The sequence below is a fragment of the Rhizobium aureum genome (assembly GCF_030182495.1).
Taxonomy (GTDB): domain Bacteria; phylum Pseudomonadota; class Alphaproteobacteria; order Rhizobiales; family Rhizobiaceae; genus Rhizobium; species Rhizobium tropici_C.
In genome coordinates this window covers 164098-179025 of sequence record NZ_JAQJCI010000007.1, presented here as the reverse complement: position 1 = coordinate 179025, position 14928 = coordinate 164098, and the positions used below count along the sequence as shown (strand labels likewise).

Below are 14928 nucleotides of genomic sequence, written 5' to 3'. Positions count from 1 at the left end.
ATGAATTTCCCGAGAGCGAGCCTTCGTGAAAGTCATGCTGCAGTAGAATTGGATCGAAAGCATGTTTGGCAAGCGCGGAAATGAAGGTCCTGCAAAAGGCGGCGGCACGATGCCTCCGCCGGCGCCGGCACGTGCGCCGGCCGCAGCTGCGCCGGCGGCACCAGCCGTGCTGATAGAACCGTCGCGCGATTCTTCACAGCAGCGCCAGCAGGTCGTCCCCCCGCCGATGCAGACGCCCAGCCGTCGCAGGCCGGCCCGCACCGAAGAATATTACGATACGAAGTCGCAGGTCTTCTCCGCCCTCATCGACACGATCGACCTCTCGCAGCTTTCCAAGCTCGGGCCGGAAGCGGCGCGCGAGGAAATCCGCGATATCGTCAACGACATCATCACGATCAAGAATTTCGCGATGTCGATCTCCGAGCAGGAGGAACTGCTCGAGGATATCTGCAACGACGTACTCGGCTATGGTCCGCTGGAGCCGCTTTTGGCCCGCGACGACATCGCCGATATCATGGTTAACGGCGCCGGCCAGACGTTCATCGAAGTTGGGGGCAAGACCGTCGAATCGGAAATCCGCTTCCGCGACAATGCGCAGCTTCTTTCCATCTGCCAGCGCATCGTCAGCCAGGTCGGCCGCCGCGTCGATGAATCGAGCCCCATCTGCGATGCGCGCCTGCCCGACGGTTCGCGTGTCAACGTCATCGCACCGCCGCTCGCGATCGACGGGCCTGCACTGACCATTCGTAAATTCAAGAAGGACAAGCTGACGCTCGATCAGCTCGTCCGCTTCGGCGCCATCACGCCGGAAGGCGCAACGCTGCTGCAGATCATCGGCCGCGTGCGCTGCAACGTCGTCATTTCAGGCGGTACGGGCTCGGGCAAGACGACGCTGCTTAACTGCCTGACCAACTATATCGACCGCGACGAGCGCGTCATCACCTGCGAAGACACCGCCGAACTGCAGCTGCAGCAGCCGCATGTCGTGCGCCTCGAAACCCGGCCGCCGAACATCGAAGGCGAGGGTGAGATCACCATGCGTGATCTCGTCAAGAACTGCCTGCGCATGCGTCCCGAGCGCATCATCGTCGGCGAAGTGCGCGGACCCGAGGTCTTTGATCTGCTGCAGGCGATGAACACGGGCCATGACGGTTCCATGGGAACCATCCACGCCAATACGCCGCGCGAATGCCTGAGCCGTATCGAATCGATGATCGCCATGGGCGGCTTCAGCCTGCCGGCCAAGACCGTGCGCGAGATCGTCTCCACCTCCATCGACGTCATCATCCAGGCTGCGCGCCTGCGTGACGGTTCGCGCCGTATCACACAGATCACCGAAGTCATCGGCATGGAAGGCGATGTCATCATCACGCAGGATCTGATGCGCTACGAGATCGAGGGCGAAGACGCAAACGGCCGCATCATCGGCCGGCATGTGTCCACCGGCATCGGCAAGCCGCATCTCTGGGATCGCGCCCGCTACTACAATGAGGAGCGGCGCCTGGCAGCCGCGCTCGACGAGATGGAACAGAAGGCGCAATAGGACTAACGATGTTCGGTGTCGATCCAATGGTGCTGTTGATTGTCCTGCTGACGGCGGTGTCGGCTGCTGCCGTCTGCTACGGCATTCTCTATTCGCGGATCGAGGCTCAGAAGAAGGCCGCAAGCCGCGTCAATCGGGTCAAGCAGGCCGAAACCGATCGTGTGAAGGTCAAGGCGGCGCGCGACCGCGTTCAGGAGATGTCCAAGCGGCGCAAGTCCGTCCAGGATTCGCTTAAGGATCTGGAGCGTCGCCAGTCCGAAAACACCAAGAAAAAGCAGTCGCTGAAAGCGCGCCTGTCGCAGGCCGGTTTGTCGCTGACGCCATCGCGCTTCTACGTTTTCAGCGTGCTGTTCGGCCTGTTTGCGGTGCTGGTCTTTTTCATTGTCGGCGCTCCGCCCCTGGTCATCCTTGGACTGTTCTTTGCCGTCGCTTTCGGTCTGCCGCGCTGGGTTCTCGGCTTCCTCATCAAGCGCCGGCAAAACAAATTTCTCGAAGAATTTCCGAACGCGCTCGATCTTATCACCCGTTCCCTTCGCTCGGGCCTGCCGCTCAACGATGCGGTGCGACTGGTGGCCGCCGAGGCGCGCGATCCGGTCAAGTCGGAATTTCGCCGGGTGGTCGAAGCGCAGCAGGTCGGTCTGAGCATGTCGGATGCCTGCGCGCGCATGACAAACCACATGCCGCTGCAGGAAGTGAATTTCTTCTCGATCGTCATTACCATTCAGGCCCAGGCCGGCGGCAATCTGTCGGAAGCCCTAGGCAACCTCTCGAAGGTGCTGCGCGACCGCAAGAAAATGAAGGCGAAGGTCAAGGCGCTGTCGATGGAGGCAAAGGCATCCGCCGTCATCATCGGCGCGCTGCCTTTCATCGTCATGCTGCTCGTCTATCTGACCTCGCCGCAATACATGATGATCCTGTTCACCGATCCGCGCGGCCATCTGATCTTGCTCGCAGCCGGTATCTGGATGTCCGTCGGAATCTTCATCATGCGCAACATGGTCAATTTCGAGATCTGAGCGGAAGGAGCCGCGTAGCCCATGTCCGATCTGGCCGCCAAACTGACCGATCCCGGCACCCTCCTCGCTGTCGTCGTTGCCATTGCCGTCTTTGCCACCTTCTATACGATCGCCATACCGCTGCTCGAGCGCGGCGATCTCAATAAGCGCATGAAGGCCGTATCGACGGAGCGCGAGCAGATCCGCGCACGCGAACGGGCTCGGCTTAGCGCCGATGGCGGCAAGGCATCGCTGCGCAGCCATAACAATCGAAACGCCAGACAGATCGTCGAGCGCTTCAACCTGCGAAATGCGCTGGTTGATGCCAATACCATGAATCGCCTGCGGGCCGCTGGCCTGCGCTCCGAAAACGCGTTGAACATATTTCTGGTGGCGCGGTTCTTTCTGCCGTTCCTGTTCCTGGCGGCTGCGATCGTGCTGGTTTTCGTTCTCGGCTGGTTTGCCTCAAAACCATTGCCGATCCGTCTGCTCGGCGTCATCGGCACCGCCTATCTCGGTTTCTATGCGCCGAATATCTATGTTTCCAACCGGATGACCAAGCGCCAGAAGTCGATCAAGCGCGCCTGGCCGGATGCTCTCGACCTGATGCTGATCTGCGTGGAGTCGGGCATATCGATCGAAGCCGGCATGCATCGCGTGTCCGAGGAAATGGCCGAGCAATCCCCGCCGCTCGCCGAGGAAATGGTGCTGACCACAGCCGAACTTTCCTTCCTACAGGATCGCCGCACGGCCTTCGACAATCTTGCCGCCCGCACCCAGATCGAGCTCGTCAAATCGGTGACGCAGGCGCTCATTCAGGCCGAGCGCTATGGCACGCCGCTCTCACAGGCGCTGCGCGTCATGGCGCAGGAAGGCCGCGACGAGCGCATGAACGAGGCGGAGAAGAAGGCGGCCGCCCTGCCGCCGAAGCTGACCGTGCCGATGATCATCTTCTTCCTGCCGGTCTTGATGGCCGTCATTCTCGGCCCGGCAATCCTCCAGGCCATGGACAAGTTCTGATCCGCCGGCTTGCTTCCGCGTGCGGGCATGGTTAATCTTCGATCCGACGTTGTGGACGGCCGGAAGCGAAATCCCCGGCGCGCCCTGGAGGCTGCCGTCCACCAGCGAATAGATGTCCAGCCGTATCGGGAGGTGTCGCATGTCGTCCATGGCAGTGTTTCTTAGCGTTATCGCTGCGGTCTTCATCGGGGCCGCCAGTCCCGGTCCGAGCTTCGTGCTTGTCTCCCGAATTGCCGTTTCCCGCTCGCGAAAAGCGGGTCTTGCCGCCGCTCTCGGCATGGGGACGGGCAGCGTCATATTCGCGACCTTGGCCCTGTTCGGCTTGAGTGCCCTGCTGATGAAGGTCGAATGGCTGTATCTGGCGCTGAAGGTCGCAGGCGGTCTCTATCTGATCTATGTCGGCGTCCGCATCTGGCGCGGCGCGGCGGATGACCTTCCGATCGATTCACCTGCGACGCCGAAGGCATCGGGCGCAGCGCGCAATTTTCTCTTTGCGCTCGGGACCCAGCTCAGCAATCCGAAGACCGCCATCTTTTATGGCAGTATCTTTGCAGCCCTCCTGCCGGCGGCTCCTGCGCCCTGGCTGCTGGCCGCCGTTCCGCTGGCGGTCTTTCTGGTCGAGACCGGATGGTACACGGTGGTGACGATCGCCTTCTCGTCGAACCGCCCGCGCGCAATTTATCTCGGTGCCAAGCTCTGGATCGACCGCGTGGCCGGCGTCGTGATGGGCGCGCTCGGAGCGCGGCTGGTGGCCGAGGGCCTGCCACGTCATCTCTGGCGTTAGGGGTCGAGGTGGCCGAGCGTTTCTTCGGCCGTATTATTCGACGGTTTTCCTGGCGTCGCCGCTGGCCGCAAGCTTCTGCCAGGAATTCCGCTGCGCCAGCATGCCCCTGAGATAGGCGACATTGGCGTTGGCCTGCTGCGGCGTCAGCTCCTGGCGCGCGATCTGTTCCGCCTCGGCAAAACGGCCCTGCAGGCCGACGACCAGCGCCAGGTTCTGGCGCACGCGGCTATCGGAGCCCGGCTGCGAGACGGCCGAGCGAAGATAGTTTTCGGCGTTCTTGAGGTCTCCGGTTAGCACGTAGGACATGCCGAGATTGGAAAGAATTGTCGGCTCGTTGGGTGCCAGCACCAGCGCATCGCGATATTTGGCGCGCGCATCTGTGGAGCGTCCAAGCTGGTCGAGGATGGCACCTTGCGCGGAAACCAGGCGCCAGTCCGGCCGGTCCGGCAGCTGTGCGCGGTCGATGGTCGCCAGCGCTTCGTCGAGCTGGCCCGCCGCCGCCTGTGCCTTGCCATAGGCGGCCAACACACCGCGATCGGTCGGATTGGCGATTGCCACCTGCTGCATGACGGCGAGCGCCTGGTCGTTGCGGCCGCTCATGCGCAAGGCATTGGCGTAGTTCACGCCGGCATCACGATCCTTGGGATTGGCATCATAAGCCTTGCCATACGTCGCGGTCGCCTGAGCGAGTTCGGTACTGTTCATCGTGTCGAGAGATTTCGATGTCTTGGGGACCGAGCCCGTCGTCATCCTGTCCTGTCCGGTCGTTGAGCAGCTTGCGAGCGAAAGCGCCAGAAGTGCGGCGGAAGCTCCCCGCAAAAGAAAGGTTCTGAATGAAAACGCAGCTGAAACGGCGGGCATTTCGATTATCCCTGAATTCCTTAAATCTTGCGCGAGGCCTAGAATCGGAACAGGGAAAGGTTCGACGCAATGTTCGCTCCAGCAATAATCTGTTAACCCTAACAGACGGTTAACTCTCGATTCTCTGAAGTCTCCAATTCCCTGAAGTTATCGGTCAAAGGATAGTCATGGCCCCCTACCAATACATCGAGCGTGCGACGCCCTTCAATTCGAAGGGTGGTGCGACGCTGCCGATCTTTGCCGTCACCCCGGCACATATCGAGACCGGCACCATCGATCCCATCGCGCTCGATTGGGCCCGCAGGGCCGGCTACAAGGCGGAAAGCGGCTCGCTGCTGTTGATTCCGACGGCCGACGGACATCTGGGCGGAGCCTTGTTCGGGCTCGGCTCCAATCCCTCCGAACAACCTTTCCTGACGGGAAGGCTTGCGCGCAGCCTGCCGGCAGGCGATTGGCATATCGAGACGGCGCCGCTGACGGCGAACCGGCTTTCGCTCGGCTTCGGTCTCGGCAGCTATCGTTTCGAGCGCTACAAGTCCGAGAAGGCGACGGCGCCGACGCTGATGATCCCGCGCGATGCCGATGCCGCCGATATCAAACGTCAGCTGGCCGGCGTGTTTCTGGCGCGCGATCTCATCAATACCCCGACCAACGACATGGGACCGGAGCAACTCGAAGCCGCTTTCCGGGCGCTGGCCGAACACTACAAGGCTGATATGTCCGTCATCATCGGCGATGACCTCCTGAAGGAGAATTTCCCGCTCGTGCATACTGTGGGACGCGCCAGCGCCGATGCGCCGCGCCTGCTGGAACTGCGCTGGGGCAAGAAGGGGCATCGCCGCATCACGCTGGTTGGTAAGGGCGTCTGCTTCGACACCGGCGGCCTCGATATCAAGCCGGCATCCTCGATGCTGCTGATGAAGAAGGACATGGGCGGTGCCGCGAACGTCATGGGCCTGGCGCTGATGATCATGGACGCGAAGCTCAAGGTCGACCTGCGCGTCATCATTCCCGTCGTCGAGAACTCGATTTCCTCCAACGCCTTCCGCCCTGGCGACATCTATACGAGCCGCAAGGGCCTCACCGTGCAGATCGACAATACCGATGCCGAGGGACGGCTGATCCTGGCCGATGCGCTGGCCTATGCCGATGAGGACGCGCCGGACCTGATGATCGACATGGCGACGCTGACGGGTGCTGCCCGCGTCGCGCTCGGCCCCGACCTGCCGCCCTTCTTCACCGACGACGACGACCTTGCCCGCGACCTGACCGAAGCGAGCCTGGAGACGGACGATCCGCTGTGGCGCATGCCGCTCTACATGGGCTACGACAAGGATATCCGTACGAAATTCGCCGATATCACCAATGCTCCATCGGGCGGCATGGCCGGCTCCATCACGGCCGCCCTATTCCTCAAGCGGTTTGTCACGAAGACGCCGAGCTGGGTTCATTTCGATATCTACGGCTGGGCGCAGAGCGAACGGCCGCATTCGCCCGGCGGCGGCGAGGCGCAGGCGATCCGGGCGCTGTATCATCACATAAGGCAGAGTGTGCGGTAGGTCGTCGTTGCAGGTAGGCGAGCTTCTCTATCTATCGCCCACCTGACACCCCCCTCTGTCGCTGCCGCGACATCTCCCCCCTTGTGGGGGAGATGTCGCGAAGTGACAGAGGAGGGCACTCTCAACGAACTCTGTGGTCACTGCTCCGAAGAGTAACCAATCAAAACTCCCTTGAAACCGCCATGATCTTGGCCGAAACTGGAACGGCAGCGTAACGAATCCCGGGATTTGCCCCTTGCCGCTTGAACTCACCGCCTCGCAGGCTCTCGGCCTCTGGCATGGCGTGACGCTCGCTCAGGTGCGCCGCGAGGATCATGATTTGACCTTGCGGCAGATGGCGATCCTGCTTCAGATCTATCTCGTGCCGCCGCCGCATACCGTGCGTGGTCTTGCCGCGACACTCGGCGTCACCAAGCCGGTCATCACCCGGGCGCTTGACACCATGGGCGTCATGGGATTGGTCGACCGCGTGCGCGACGAGCGTGATCGCCGCAACGTCATCATCAAACGGACGGTCACCGGCGCGCTCTATCTGGAAAAACTCGGCGATCTCGTCATCGAGCACGGCCGCAAACTGTAACCTCAGGAAATTTCGTCATGACGCTCGACCGCCGCCTCAATGCCTTCAGGGCCGATCTCGCCGAGGCTTCTCTGAGAGGTAAAGTCGAGGCCGAGCGCTTCGTCGAGGGGATTAGCGCACGCGTTGCCGTCCCCGTCATTGCGCTGCGGCCGAAGCCGGATCTCGCCTCGGGCATCGATACCGAGTTCTTGATGGGTGAAGAGGTGACGATATTCGAACGCCGCGATGGCTGGTGCTGGGTGAAGGCACTGTCCGATGGTTATGTCGGCTACCTTCCGGAAACGTCGATCAAGGAAGGCGCGGCTGTGCCAACCCATGTCGTCATTCCACAGCGCACTTTCCTCTATCCCGAGCCGGAGCTGCGCAAGCCGCATGCGGCAATCCTCTCCATGGGCAGTCTCGTGCATGTGACCGGCACGGCAGAGGCGCGGGGCAATCACTATGTCGTCTTGGAGGATGGCACCGCCATCTTCGCCAAGCATGTCCAGCCGATCGGCGACAACCGGGGCGGCGATTTTGTCGACGTCGCCTTGCGCTTTATCGAAACGCCCTATCTCTGGGGCGGCCGCTCGGGTCTCGGCATCGATTGCTCGGGCCTCGTGCAGCTGGCGCTGTCGATGACAGGCCGCGCGGCACCGCGCGATACCGACATGCAGGCGGCCGCCCTCGGCCAGCCGATCACTCGCGACGAACTGAAGCGCGGCGATTTCGTTTTCTGGAAAGGGCATGTGGCCATCATGGAAGATCCGGAAACCATCGTTCATGCCAACGGCCATACCATGACTGTCGCCCGGGAGAATTTTGCTGCCGCCGTCGAACGCATCGGCTGGCTCTACGAGCGGCCGACCGGCTATCGCCGTTTCGTCGACTGACGGCGCACCGCAACCCTATAGCCGCAGCGCCGCCGGCCTCTTATGGCGTATGCGGGCGCGCGATCCAGATCCCGGCGACAATGACGATGCCGCCGAGGGCCTGTATCAGCGTGACGTTTTCGCCGAACAGAAACCAGGCGAAAAGCGCGGCTGCGATCGATTCCAGGAAAATGACGAGTGAGGAGAAAACGGTTGGCAGCCGCCCGAGCGCTACCGAAAGCAGGCCTTGCCCGCCGGCATGGCTGATGAGGCCGAGCGCCAGAAGCACGCACCATCCCGAAATCGACTGCGGCACTATCCGCGGCTCGAAGAAGAAGGCGACGAGGAACAGGATCGCCGAGGTTATGACGCTGAGTTCGAAGGTGACGCGCGCCGCATTCGTCCTTGGTCGCGCCGCACCGACTGCCAGGAAATAGAGACCGAAGAAGGCGCCGGTGATGATGGCGAGCGCGTCTCCGACAGCGCGGCTCGGATTGAATGCAAGGCTTTGCGCCACCAGCGCCGTGCCACCGGCAAGGCAGACGAGAAGCCCGATCAGCGTGGTGCGATCGACCCTCTGCCGCAGGAGAAGCCAGCCGAAGATAACGACCCAGAGCGGCGCCATGGTCGCAAAGAACGTGGCATTGGCGATCGTCGTCCGCATGATGGCGAGGTGCCAAAAGAACAGGTCACCCGTAAAGGCGATACCGGCGAGAATGGTCGGCAGCGTAAAGCTGGCACGAGGTGCTCTAACCTCCGAAGCCTCCGCATATCGCATCCAGATCCACAGGATAGGCAGAGCCAGGAAGACGCGCCAGAACGCGCTGGCGAAAGGCCCGACATCGGCGAGACGCACGAGGCTTGGGGAGATGCTCATGGCCAATGCCGCAAGGAGCATCGCCACGACCCCGAAAAGGAACTCTTTCGAGCCGTCGGACCCTGCCTTGCCGGCAGCCGGGCGGTTTGCATTCGTCCGCTCGCCAAGGTCTGCTGCGCGCATATCGTATTCAGTGTCCGGTTGTGACATTCTCGTGCCTTTGCAAGTCAGGTGATGTGTGGCGCAAAGCTAGTACAGGCGGAAAGAGTATTTGGCTCCATTTTGACGGTTTCCATGCAATTTTGTTTCCTCTTCGCGGTAAGGATGTTTTGAAATGCGCAAATCCGCCGATCTCGATGAATTCGACCTGGCAATTCTCGACCTTCTTCAGAAGGACAGCACCGTTCCGCAACGCAAGATCGGTGAATTGGTCAATCTCTCCGCGCCCGCCGTGCAGCGGCGCATCAAGCGCTTGCAGGAGAGCGGCGTCATTCAGGCGAATATCGCCGTCATCGATCCGGCAGCGATGGGCTTGCCGATCACCATCATCGTCGAGGTCCATATCGCAAACGAGCGTTACGACCTCATCAATGCGATAAAGCGCAGCTTCCTGGAGGCGCCGGAAGTTCAGCAATGCTACCAGGTCACCGGTGAAGCGGATTTCGTGCTTGTCGTCGTCGTGGCCAGCATGTCCGCCTATGAGGCGCTGACGCGGCGTCTGTTCTACGACAATCCGAATGTCACGAAATTCAAATCGCTCGTTGCCATGGATCGGGTGAAGATCGGCCTTTCCCTGCCATTGAGGCGAGATTAAAGCGTGATACCGAAAAGTGTAGGCGGTTTTCGGACGACATCACGCTCTAATTCTTTGATTCTATGGCGGCTTCAGATTTGAGGTCGACTCGACCTAAAATCATCCGGCTCTAGCCGGCTGTCCGCATGGCACTTGCTCATCCCGGTCGCTTCGGCCAGTTCGTCACGCCGCCGCTCCAATCCTCGAAGGCTTTGGAGAGACGAAGCACCAGCATGTCGGCGAAACGCGGACCGACGATCTGCAGGCCGATGGGCATGCCGGAGCGGGAGAAGCCGCAATTGATCGACGAGGCCGGCTGCTCCGACATGTTCCATGGAACCGTGAAGGCGATGTGTTCGAAGGGCAGCGCGGGATCGTTGGTGGGCGAGGCCCATTCGGCTGGATAGGAGACGATCGGATTGGTCGGCGAAAGCACGGCGTCGACTTCGGTGAAGAGCCTGCCGCAGCTCTTGCGCATCTCGATCGTCTGGTTGAAGCCGCGAACGGCATCGACGCCGCTGACATCGGCGCCGCCCTTCGCCCAGCTATGGATATAGGGCAGGATCGAGTTGCGGCGTTCCTCGCTCAACCCCATGATGTCGCCCCAGAAACGCGCCCGCCAGAAAACATCGAGTCCGTCGAGCATCTGACGGGTCAGCACCGGTGCAACGTCGATGATGATCGCGCCCGCTTCCTCGAAGCGTCTGGCGGCGGCAAGGACCGCGTCGCGTACCTCGTCCTCTACGGCCAGGCCGCATCCAGCATCCAGCATCAGGCCGATCTTCATTCCGCTGACGTCGACGCCGAGATCCATCCAATCGATCTCGTTCGGCGGCAGGCTGGTGCCGTCGCGCCAATCCGGACGCGACAGCGTCGCCATCGAGAAGGCGGCATCCTCGACCGTGCGGGTCATCGGCCCGGCGCATCGCCCGACATAATAGGGATCGACGGGAATGCGGCCATGGCTCGGCTTGAAGCCGAAAATGCCTGTCCAACCCGCGGGAAGCCGCACCGAGCCACCGATGTCGGTGCCGATATGCAGCGGCCCATAGCCGGCTGCTGCGGCAGCGGCCGCGCCGGCGCTGGAGCCGCCCGGATTTTGGCTGGGATTCCACGGATTGCGGCTGAGTTTGTGAAAGCTGGAGAGGCCGGAGGAAAGCATGCCGTAATCGGGACAGGTGGTCTTTGCGAAGATCACTGCGCCGTCCTCGCGCAGCCGGGCGGCGATCGGCGCATCCTCGGCTGCGGGAACAAGTTCGACGGCAGCCGTGCCGAGCGGCACGGGCTGGCCCTTGGTGGCGATCAGTTCTTTCAGCGTCACCGGAATGCCGTCCAGCGTCCCAAGCGGCGCGCCCTTTGCCCAGCGCTCCGTGGAGGCGGCCGCCTGCCTGCGTGCATCGTCAGGATCATAGGCATAGAGAGCAGCGATTGTCGGCTCCCACGCCTCGATATGTTCTTCAAGCGCCAGCCAGTATTCGCTGGGGGACAGGCTCTTGTCGGCAAATTTGCGCCGGAGGTCTTGGATGGAAAGATCGGTCGGTTCGGTCATGATCTATACTCTTCATGTCTCAATCAGCGCGTCGCCTCGCGGGGGTCGAGGAGATCGCGCAGCCCGTCGCCGAGCAGGTTGAAGCCGAGGACGGTGAGCGCGATGGCAAGGCCCGGCAGTAGGGCCAGCCAGGGCGCGACGTGGAAATAGGTCTGTGCGTCGGCCAGCATGCGGCCCCAGGTCGGCGCCGGTGGCGGCACGCTCAAGCCCAGGAAGGCAAGCCCGGCCTCGGTCAGGATCGCAAGGCCGAGCTGGATCGTCGCCTGAACGATGATGCTGCCCATGATGTTCGGCAGGACGTGACGCAGCGTGATGGCAAGCTGCGTATTGCCGATGGCGCGCGCCGCCAGCACATAGTCCCGGCTCCAGGCCTGCAGGGCCGAACCGAGCGCGACGCGGGCAAAGACAGGCACCATGAAGACCGCGATGGCGATAATGGCCGTGGAGCGACCCGTCCCAAGGAATGCACCGAGGATCATGGCCGAAAGGATCGGTGGCAGGGCAAAGATCACGTCGCAGGCGCGCATGATCAGCGCCTCGAACAGGCCGCGTTGCGCGGCCGCCGAAACACCGATGATCGTTCCGATCGTCCCGCCGATCGCGACGGCCGATACGGAGATGGATAGCGAATTCCAGCAGCCGGCCATCAGCATCGACAGGACATCGTGGCCGAGCTGATCGGTGCCGAGAAGGCCGAAGCCGAAGGGTGGCTGCAGCTTGTGGGTGATCTGCATCTTCGCCGGCGGCACCGGCGTCCAGAACAGCGAGACGATGGCGATGCAGACAAGCGCGAGGATGATTGGCGCGCCAACCATGAGATTAGTCCGCCGCAGTGCCCGAAAACGGCGGCGGGAGAGCTGAGAGGCCGGTCTGGCCTGGACCGTTGTCACCGCGCACCTCCCGCCCGCAGTCGGGGATCGATGGCAAGATAGGAAAGATCCACCAGGAAATTCACGACGATGACGAGCCCGGCAAAGAACAGCACGACATCCTGCAGCACGATGATATCGCGCTGGCTGAGCGCCTGATAGGCGAGGCGGCCGAGGCCGGGCAGGGTGAAGACATTTTCGATCAGCACGGCGCCGGCAACCAGAAAGGTGAATTGCAGTCCGAGAATGGTCAGCACCGGCACCAGCGCATTCGGCACCACATGCCCCCAGAGCACGCGGCTGCGCGATAGGCCTTTGGCGGTCGCGGTGCGGGCAAAATCCTCATGCAGCGTGTCGAGCACGGCCGAGCGCGCGACCCTTGTCAGCACCGCCGCTTGCGGCAGGGCCAAGGCGATGGCGGGCAGCACGAGCGATTTCAGGGCTGGCCACGCGCCGCTACTCCAGCCGGGAAAGCCGCCGGCCGGCATCCAGCCGAGCGAAGTGGCAAACAAAAGCACCAGCAGCAGGCCGATCCAGAAGCCTGGCACGGCAATGCCGATCTGCGAAAACAGCGTTGCGACGATATCGAAGACGCCGCCGCGTTTGGCGGCAGCCGCGACGCCAAGCGGCATGGCGACGAGGACGGAGAGCAGGATGGCAAGGGCGGCGAGCGGTAGGGTGATGGCAAGCCGCTCGGCAATCAGGCCGGCAACCGGTACGCCATATGTATAGGATCTGCCGAGATCGCCCGTCAGCGCACCGGCAAGCCACTGCCCGTAGCGGATGATCAGCGGCTGGTCGAGGCCCATCTCATGCCGAAGCGCCGCAAGCGTTTCCGGTGTGGCGGAGGTGCCGAGCGTGATGGCGGCGGGGTCGCCCGGCAGCAGCGCCATGACGGCAAAGACCAGCAGCGAGATCGCGATCAGCGTCAGGATCAGTCCGAAAATCCGGCGGGTGAGCAATAAGATCATAGCATGTCCGTGGCCGATCAAGCCGGCATCGAAATGATTTGCGGCGGGCGAAGCAATCCGCCCATCCGCGCCTGCAGGCAAAAGAGCTCAATCTTCCCAGGAAACGTTGGTCAGCACGTTGGACGGGATCGGTTCGTTCTCCCAGAGACCCTTCAGCTTCTTGTCCCAGACGCCGAGCTTCGGCATGACGAACAGGAAGAGCGCCGGCACATCCTCGGCAAGAATGCTCTGCGCCTCGCCATAGAGCTTGTTCTGCTCGGCGGGATCGGTGGTGAGCTGAAGCTTCTTCATCAGCTCGTTGAAGACGGGATTCTTGTAGTTGAAGTAATAGGGATCGCGCGAATAGATATCGATATCGAGCGGCTCGGCATGCGCGACGATGGTCATGTCGTAGTTGCGGCCGCTGAAGACGTCCTGCACCCATTTGGCCGGGAATTCCGTCGGCTCGATATTCATCGTCACGCCGATATCGGCAAACATGGCCTGCATCACCTGCGCGCTGCGCGGCGCATAGGCCATTTGCGGCGTCTTGATCGTGAAGGTAAAGCCGTTTGGGTAGCCGGCTTCTGCAAGCAGCGCCTTGGCTTTGGCGGTATCGTAGGGCAGCGTGCCGGTCAGGTCCTTGTAGCCGGGATCGTTCGGCGTGTAGTGGCTGCCGATCGCGGTGCCTAAGCCGGACCATGCGCCTTCGATGATCGTCTTGCGGTCGAGCGCCATCATCAGTGCCTGGCGCACGCGCTTGTCGTCGAACGGCTTGCGCGTGTTGTTCATGCCGGCCACGACCTTCAGCTCGGTATTGCCGATCTTGGTCGTCAGCCTGGCATCGCCCTCGAAGGAACTCATAAGCTCCGGCGCGGCGAATTCCGGAAAGGCATCGACATCGCCGGCCTTGAGTGCGGCGGCCTCCGCCTGCGGGTCGGCGATGAAGCGGAAGGTTGCCTTCTCAAGCTTCACGTCGACAGACTTGTTCCAGTAGTCCGGGTTCTTGACGAGGTCGACATGGTCGCCCTTCGTCCAGGAGGAGAATTTGAACGGACCGGTGCCGACAGGTGATGTCTTGTCGTTGGCCGTGGATTTCGGCCCGACCATGACGGAGCTCGGCCAGCCGAGCCAATAGAGCAGGCTGCCGGTCGGCGAGGACAGATGCAGCACCAGCGTTTCCGCATCCGGCGTGTCGATCGAGGCGATAGTTGCAAAGAAGCGCTTCTGCGGATTGACGGATTGGGCGCCGCGGGCGCGATCGAGCGTGAACTTGGCCGCGGTCGAATCGAAGACCTGGCCGTCATGGAATTTCACGCCGGTCTGCAGCTTGAACGTATAGGTGAGGCCATCGGGCGAAATCTCCCAGCTCTTGGCGAGCTGCGGCACAATCTTGCCGTTTTGGTCGATGGCAACCAGCCCTTCGAAGATATTCTGCCAGGTGACCTGACCGATCGCGACAGGCGCGGCGATCGTCGGATCGAGCCCTGTCGGCTCGACGCTCATGCCGAGATTGAGTGTCGTCTTCGCAGCCTCGGCCTGTGTCAGGCCCATCATCAGCAGGCCGGTAGAAAGTGCCGCGCCAAAGGCAAGCCGGCGCGCGACGACGCCCAGGCTCGGGCGTGAAAACTTGGTCATGTCGGTTCCCTTGCTTTTTGCCCGCATGTCCGGCTTCCCTCCGGCCTGCGGTCTTTTTCAGGATAGTGTCATCTCATAGGCGCACACACAATTCCGAAAATGTGTGCTCGGTGTAGCCG

14 protein-coding genes are annotated in these 14928 nt (G+C 62.1%); 8 read left to right on the top strand and 6 right to left on the bottom strand.

Going from position 1 to position 14928, the window contains the following annotated elements:
• Window positions 1-61: 61 nt before the first annotated feature.
• The 4 genes from PH552_RS18645 to PH552_RS18630 all read left to right on the top strand — a co-directional run bounded on the left by PH552_RS18645 (window position 62) and on the right by PH552_RS18630 (window position 4342).
• Window positions 62-1543: a TadA family conjugal transfer-associated ATPase gene (locus PH552_RS18645; protein WP_183765419.1), complete on the top strand. Its 1482-nt coding sequence runs from the start codon at window positions 62-64 to the stop codon at window positions 1541-1543.
• Between the two features lie 8 nt (window positions 1544-1551).
• Window positions 1552-2559, top strand: a complete 1008-nt coding sequence (locus PH552_RS18640; protein ID WP_183765416.1) for a type II secretion system F family protein — start codon at window positions 1552-1554, stop codon at window positions 2557-2559.
• A 21-nt stretch (window positions 2560-2580) separates the two neighbouring features.
• Window positions 2581-3558, top strand: coding sequence for a type II secretion system F family protein (locus PH552_RS18635; protein WP_112341881.1), 978 nt, complete (start codon window positions 2581-2583; stop codon window positions 3556-3558).
• A gap of 139 nt (window positions 3559-3697) precedes the next feature.
• Window positions 3698-4342 (top strand): LysE family translocator, encoded by a 645-nt coding sequence (locus PH552_RS18630; protein ID WP_113250950.1) that lies wholly within the window; start codon window positions 3698-3700, stop codon window positions 4340-4342.
• Window positions 4343-4375: 33 nt separating this feature from the next.
• Here the strand turns inward: PH552_RS18630 and PH552_RS18625 are convergent, their stop codons facing one another.
• Entirely contained in the window at window positions 4376-5203 is an 828-nt protein-coding gene (locus tag PH552_RS18625) for a tetratricopeptide repeat protein (protein ID WP_112341883.1), read from the bottom strand.
• 167 nt (window positions 5204-5370) lie between these two features.
• Here PH552_RS18625 and PH552_RS18620 point away from each other — a divergent pair, with 167 nt between their 5' ends.
• The 3 genes from PH552_RS18620 (at window position 5371) to PH552_RS18610 (ending at window position 8214) form a co-directional block, all read left to right on the top strand.
• Window positions 5371-6762: a leucyl aminopeptidase family protein gene (locus tag PH552_RS18620; RefSeq protein ID WP_113250951.1), complete on the top strand. Its 1392-nt coding sequence runs from the start codon at window positions 5371-5373 to the stop codon at window positions 6760-6762.
• 235 nt (window positions 6763-6997) lie between these two features.
• Window positions 6998-7342, top strand: coding sequence for a MarR family transcriptional regulator (locus tag PH552_RS18615; protein WP_113250952.1), 345 nt, complete (start codon window positions 6998-7000; stop codon window positions 7340-7342).
• Window positions 7343-7359: 17 nt separating this feature from the next.
• Window positions 7360-8214, top strand: coding sequence for a C40 family peptidase (locus PH552_RS18610; RefSeq protein WP_285166219.1), 855 nt, complete (start codon window positions 7360-7362; stop codon window positions 8212-8214).
• A gap of 40 nt (window positions 8215-8254) precedes the next feature.
• On the opposite strand, the gene PH552_RS18605 is transcribed toward PH552_RS18610, so the two are convergent.
• Window positions 8255-9193, bottom strand: coding sequence for a DMT family transporter (locus tag PH552_RS18605; protein ID WP_246698659.1), 939 nt, complete (start codon window positions 9191-9193; stop codon window positions 8255-8257).
• 151 nt (window positions 9194-9344) lie between these two features.
• Between PH552_RS18605 and PH552_RS18600 the strand changes: the two genes are divergently transcribed.
• On the top strand, window positions 9345-9824 hold the full coding sequence (locus PH552_RS18600) for an Lrp/AsnC family transcriptional regulator (protein WP_113250955.1): 480 nt from the start codon (window positions 9345-9347) through the stop codon (window positions 9822-9824).
• 136 nt (window positions 9825-9960) lie between these two features.
• Here the strand turns inward: PH552_RS18600 and PH552_RS18595 are convergent, their stop codons facing one another.
• The 4 genes from PH552_RS18595 to PH552_RS18580 all read right to left on the bottom strand — a co-directional run bounded on the left by PH552_RS18595 (window position 9961) and on the right by PH552_RS18580 (window position 14809).
• Window positions 9961-11352: an amidase gene (locus PH552_RS18595; protein WP_113250956.1), complete on the bottom strand. Its 1392-nt coding sequence runs from the start codon at window positions 11350-11352 to the stop codon at window positions 9961-9963.
• 23 nt (window positions 11353-11375) lie between these two features.
• A complete protein-coding gene (locus PH552_RS18590) occupies window positions 11376-12242 on the bottom strand; it encodes an ABC transporter permease (protein WP_113250957.1) in 867 nt (288 codons plus the stop codon).
• The gene (locus PH552_RS18585) at window positions 12239-13192 is read right to left on the bottom strand and encodes an ABC transporter permease (RefSeq protein WP_113250966.1); all 954 of its coding nucleotides are present in this window, start codon (window positions 13190-13192) and stop codon (window positions 12239-12241) included. The genes PH552_RS18590 and PH552_RS18585 overlap by 4 nt, the downstream gene beginning before the upstream one ends.
• A gap of 87 nt (window positions 13193-13279) precedes the next feature.
• On the bottom strand, window positions 13280-14809 hold the full coding sequence (locus PH552_RS18580) for an ABC transporter substrate-binding protein (protein WP_113250967.1): 1530 nt from the start codon (window positions 14807-14809) through the stop codon (window positions 13280-13282).
• Between the last annotated feature and the right edge of the window lie 119 nt (window positions 14810-14928).

What these genes read in the sequence shown, in the direction of transcription:
- PH552_RS18585 (WP_113250966.1), bottom strand. Translation starts at nt 13,192, where the DNA reads ATGATCTTATTGCTCACCCGCCGGATTTTCGGACTGATCCTGACGCTG.
- PH552_RS18580 (WP_113250967.1), bottom strand. Translation starts at nt 14,809, where the DNA reads ATGACCAAGTTTTCACGCCCGAGCCTGGGCGTCGTCGCGCGCCGGCTT.
- PH552_RS18640 (WP_183765416.1), top strand. Translation starts at nt 1,552, where the DNA reads ATGTTCGGTGTCGATCCAATGGTGCTGTTGATTGTCCTGCTGACGGCG.
- PH552_RS18610 (WP_285166219.1), top strand. Translation starts at nt 7,360, where the DNA reads ATGACGCTCGACCGCCGCCTCAATGCCTTCAGGGCCGATCTCGCCGAG.
- PH552_RS18645 (WP_183765419.1), top strand. Translation starts at nt 62, where the DNA reads ATGTTTGGCAAGCGCGGAAATGAAGGTCCTGCAAAAGGCGGCGGCACG.
- PH552_RS18595 (WP_113250956.1), bottom strand. Translation starts at nt 11,352, where the DNA reads ATGACCGAACCGACCGATCTTTCCATCCAAGACCTCCGGCGCAAATTT.
- PH552_RS18635 (WP_112341881.1), top strand. Translation starts at nt 2,581, where the DNA reads ATGTCCGATCTGGCCGCCAAACTGACCGATCCCGGCACCCTCCTCGCT.
- PH552_RS18600 (WP_113250955.1), top strand. Translation starts at nt 9,345, where the DNA reads ATGCGCAAATCCGCCGATCTCGATGAATTCGACCTGGCAATTCTCGAC.
- PH552_RS18605 (WP_246698659.1), bottom strand. Translation starts at nt 9,193, where the DNA reads ATGCGCGCAGCAGACCTTGGCGAGCGGACGAATGCAAACCGCCCGGCT.
- PH552_RS18630 (WP_113250950.1), top strand. Translation starts at nt 3,698, where the DNA reads ATGTCGTCCATGGCAGTGTTTCTTAGCGTTATCGCTGCGGTCTTCATC.
- PH552_RS18625 (WP_112341883.1), bottom strand. Translation starts at nt 5,203, where the DNA reads ATGCCCGCCGTTTCAGCTGCGTTTTCATTCAGAACCTTTCTTTTGCGG.
- PH552_RS18620 (WP_113250951.1), top strand. Translation starts at nt 5,371, where the DNA reads ATGGCCCCCTACCAATACATCGAGCGTGCGACGCCCTTCAATTCGAAG.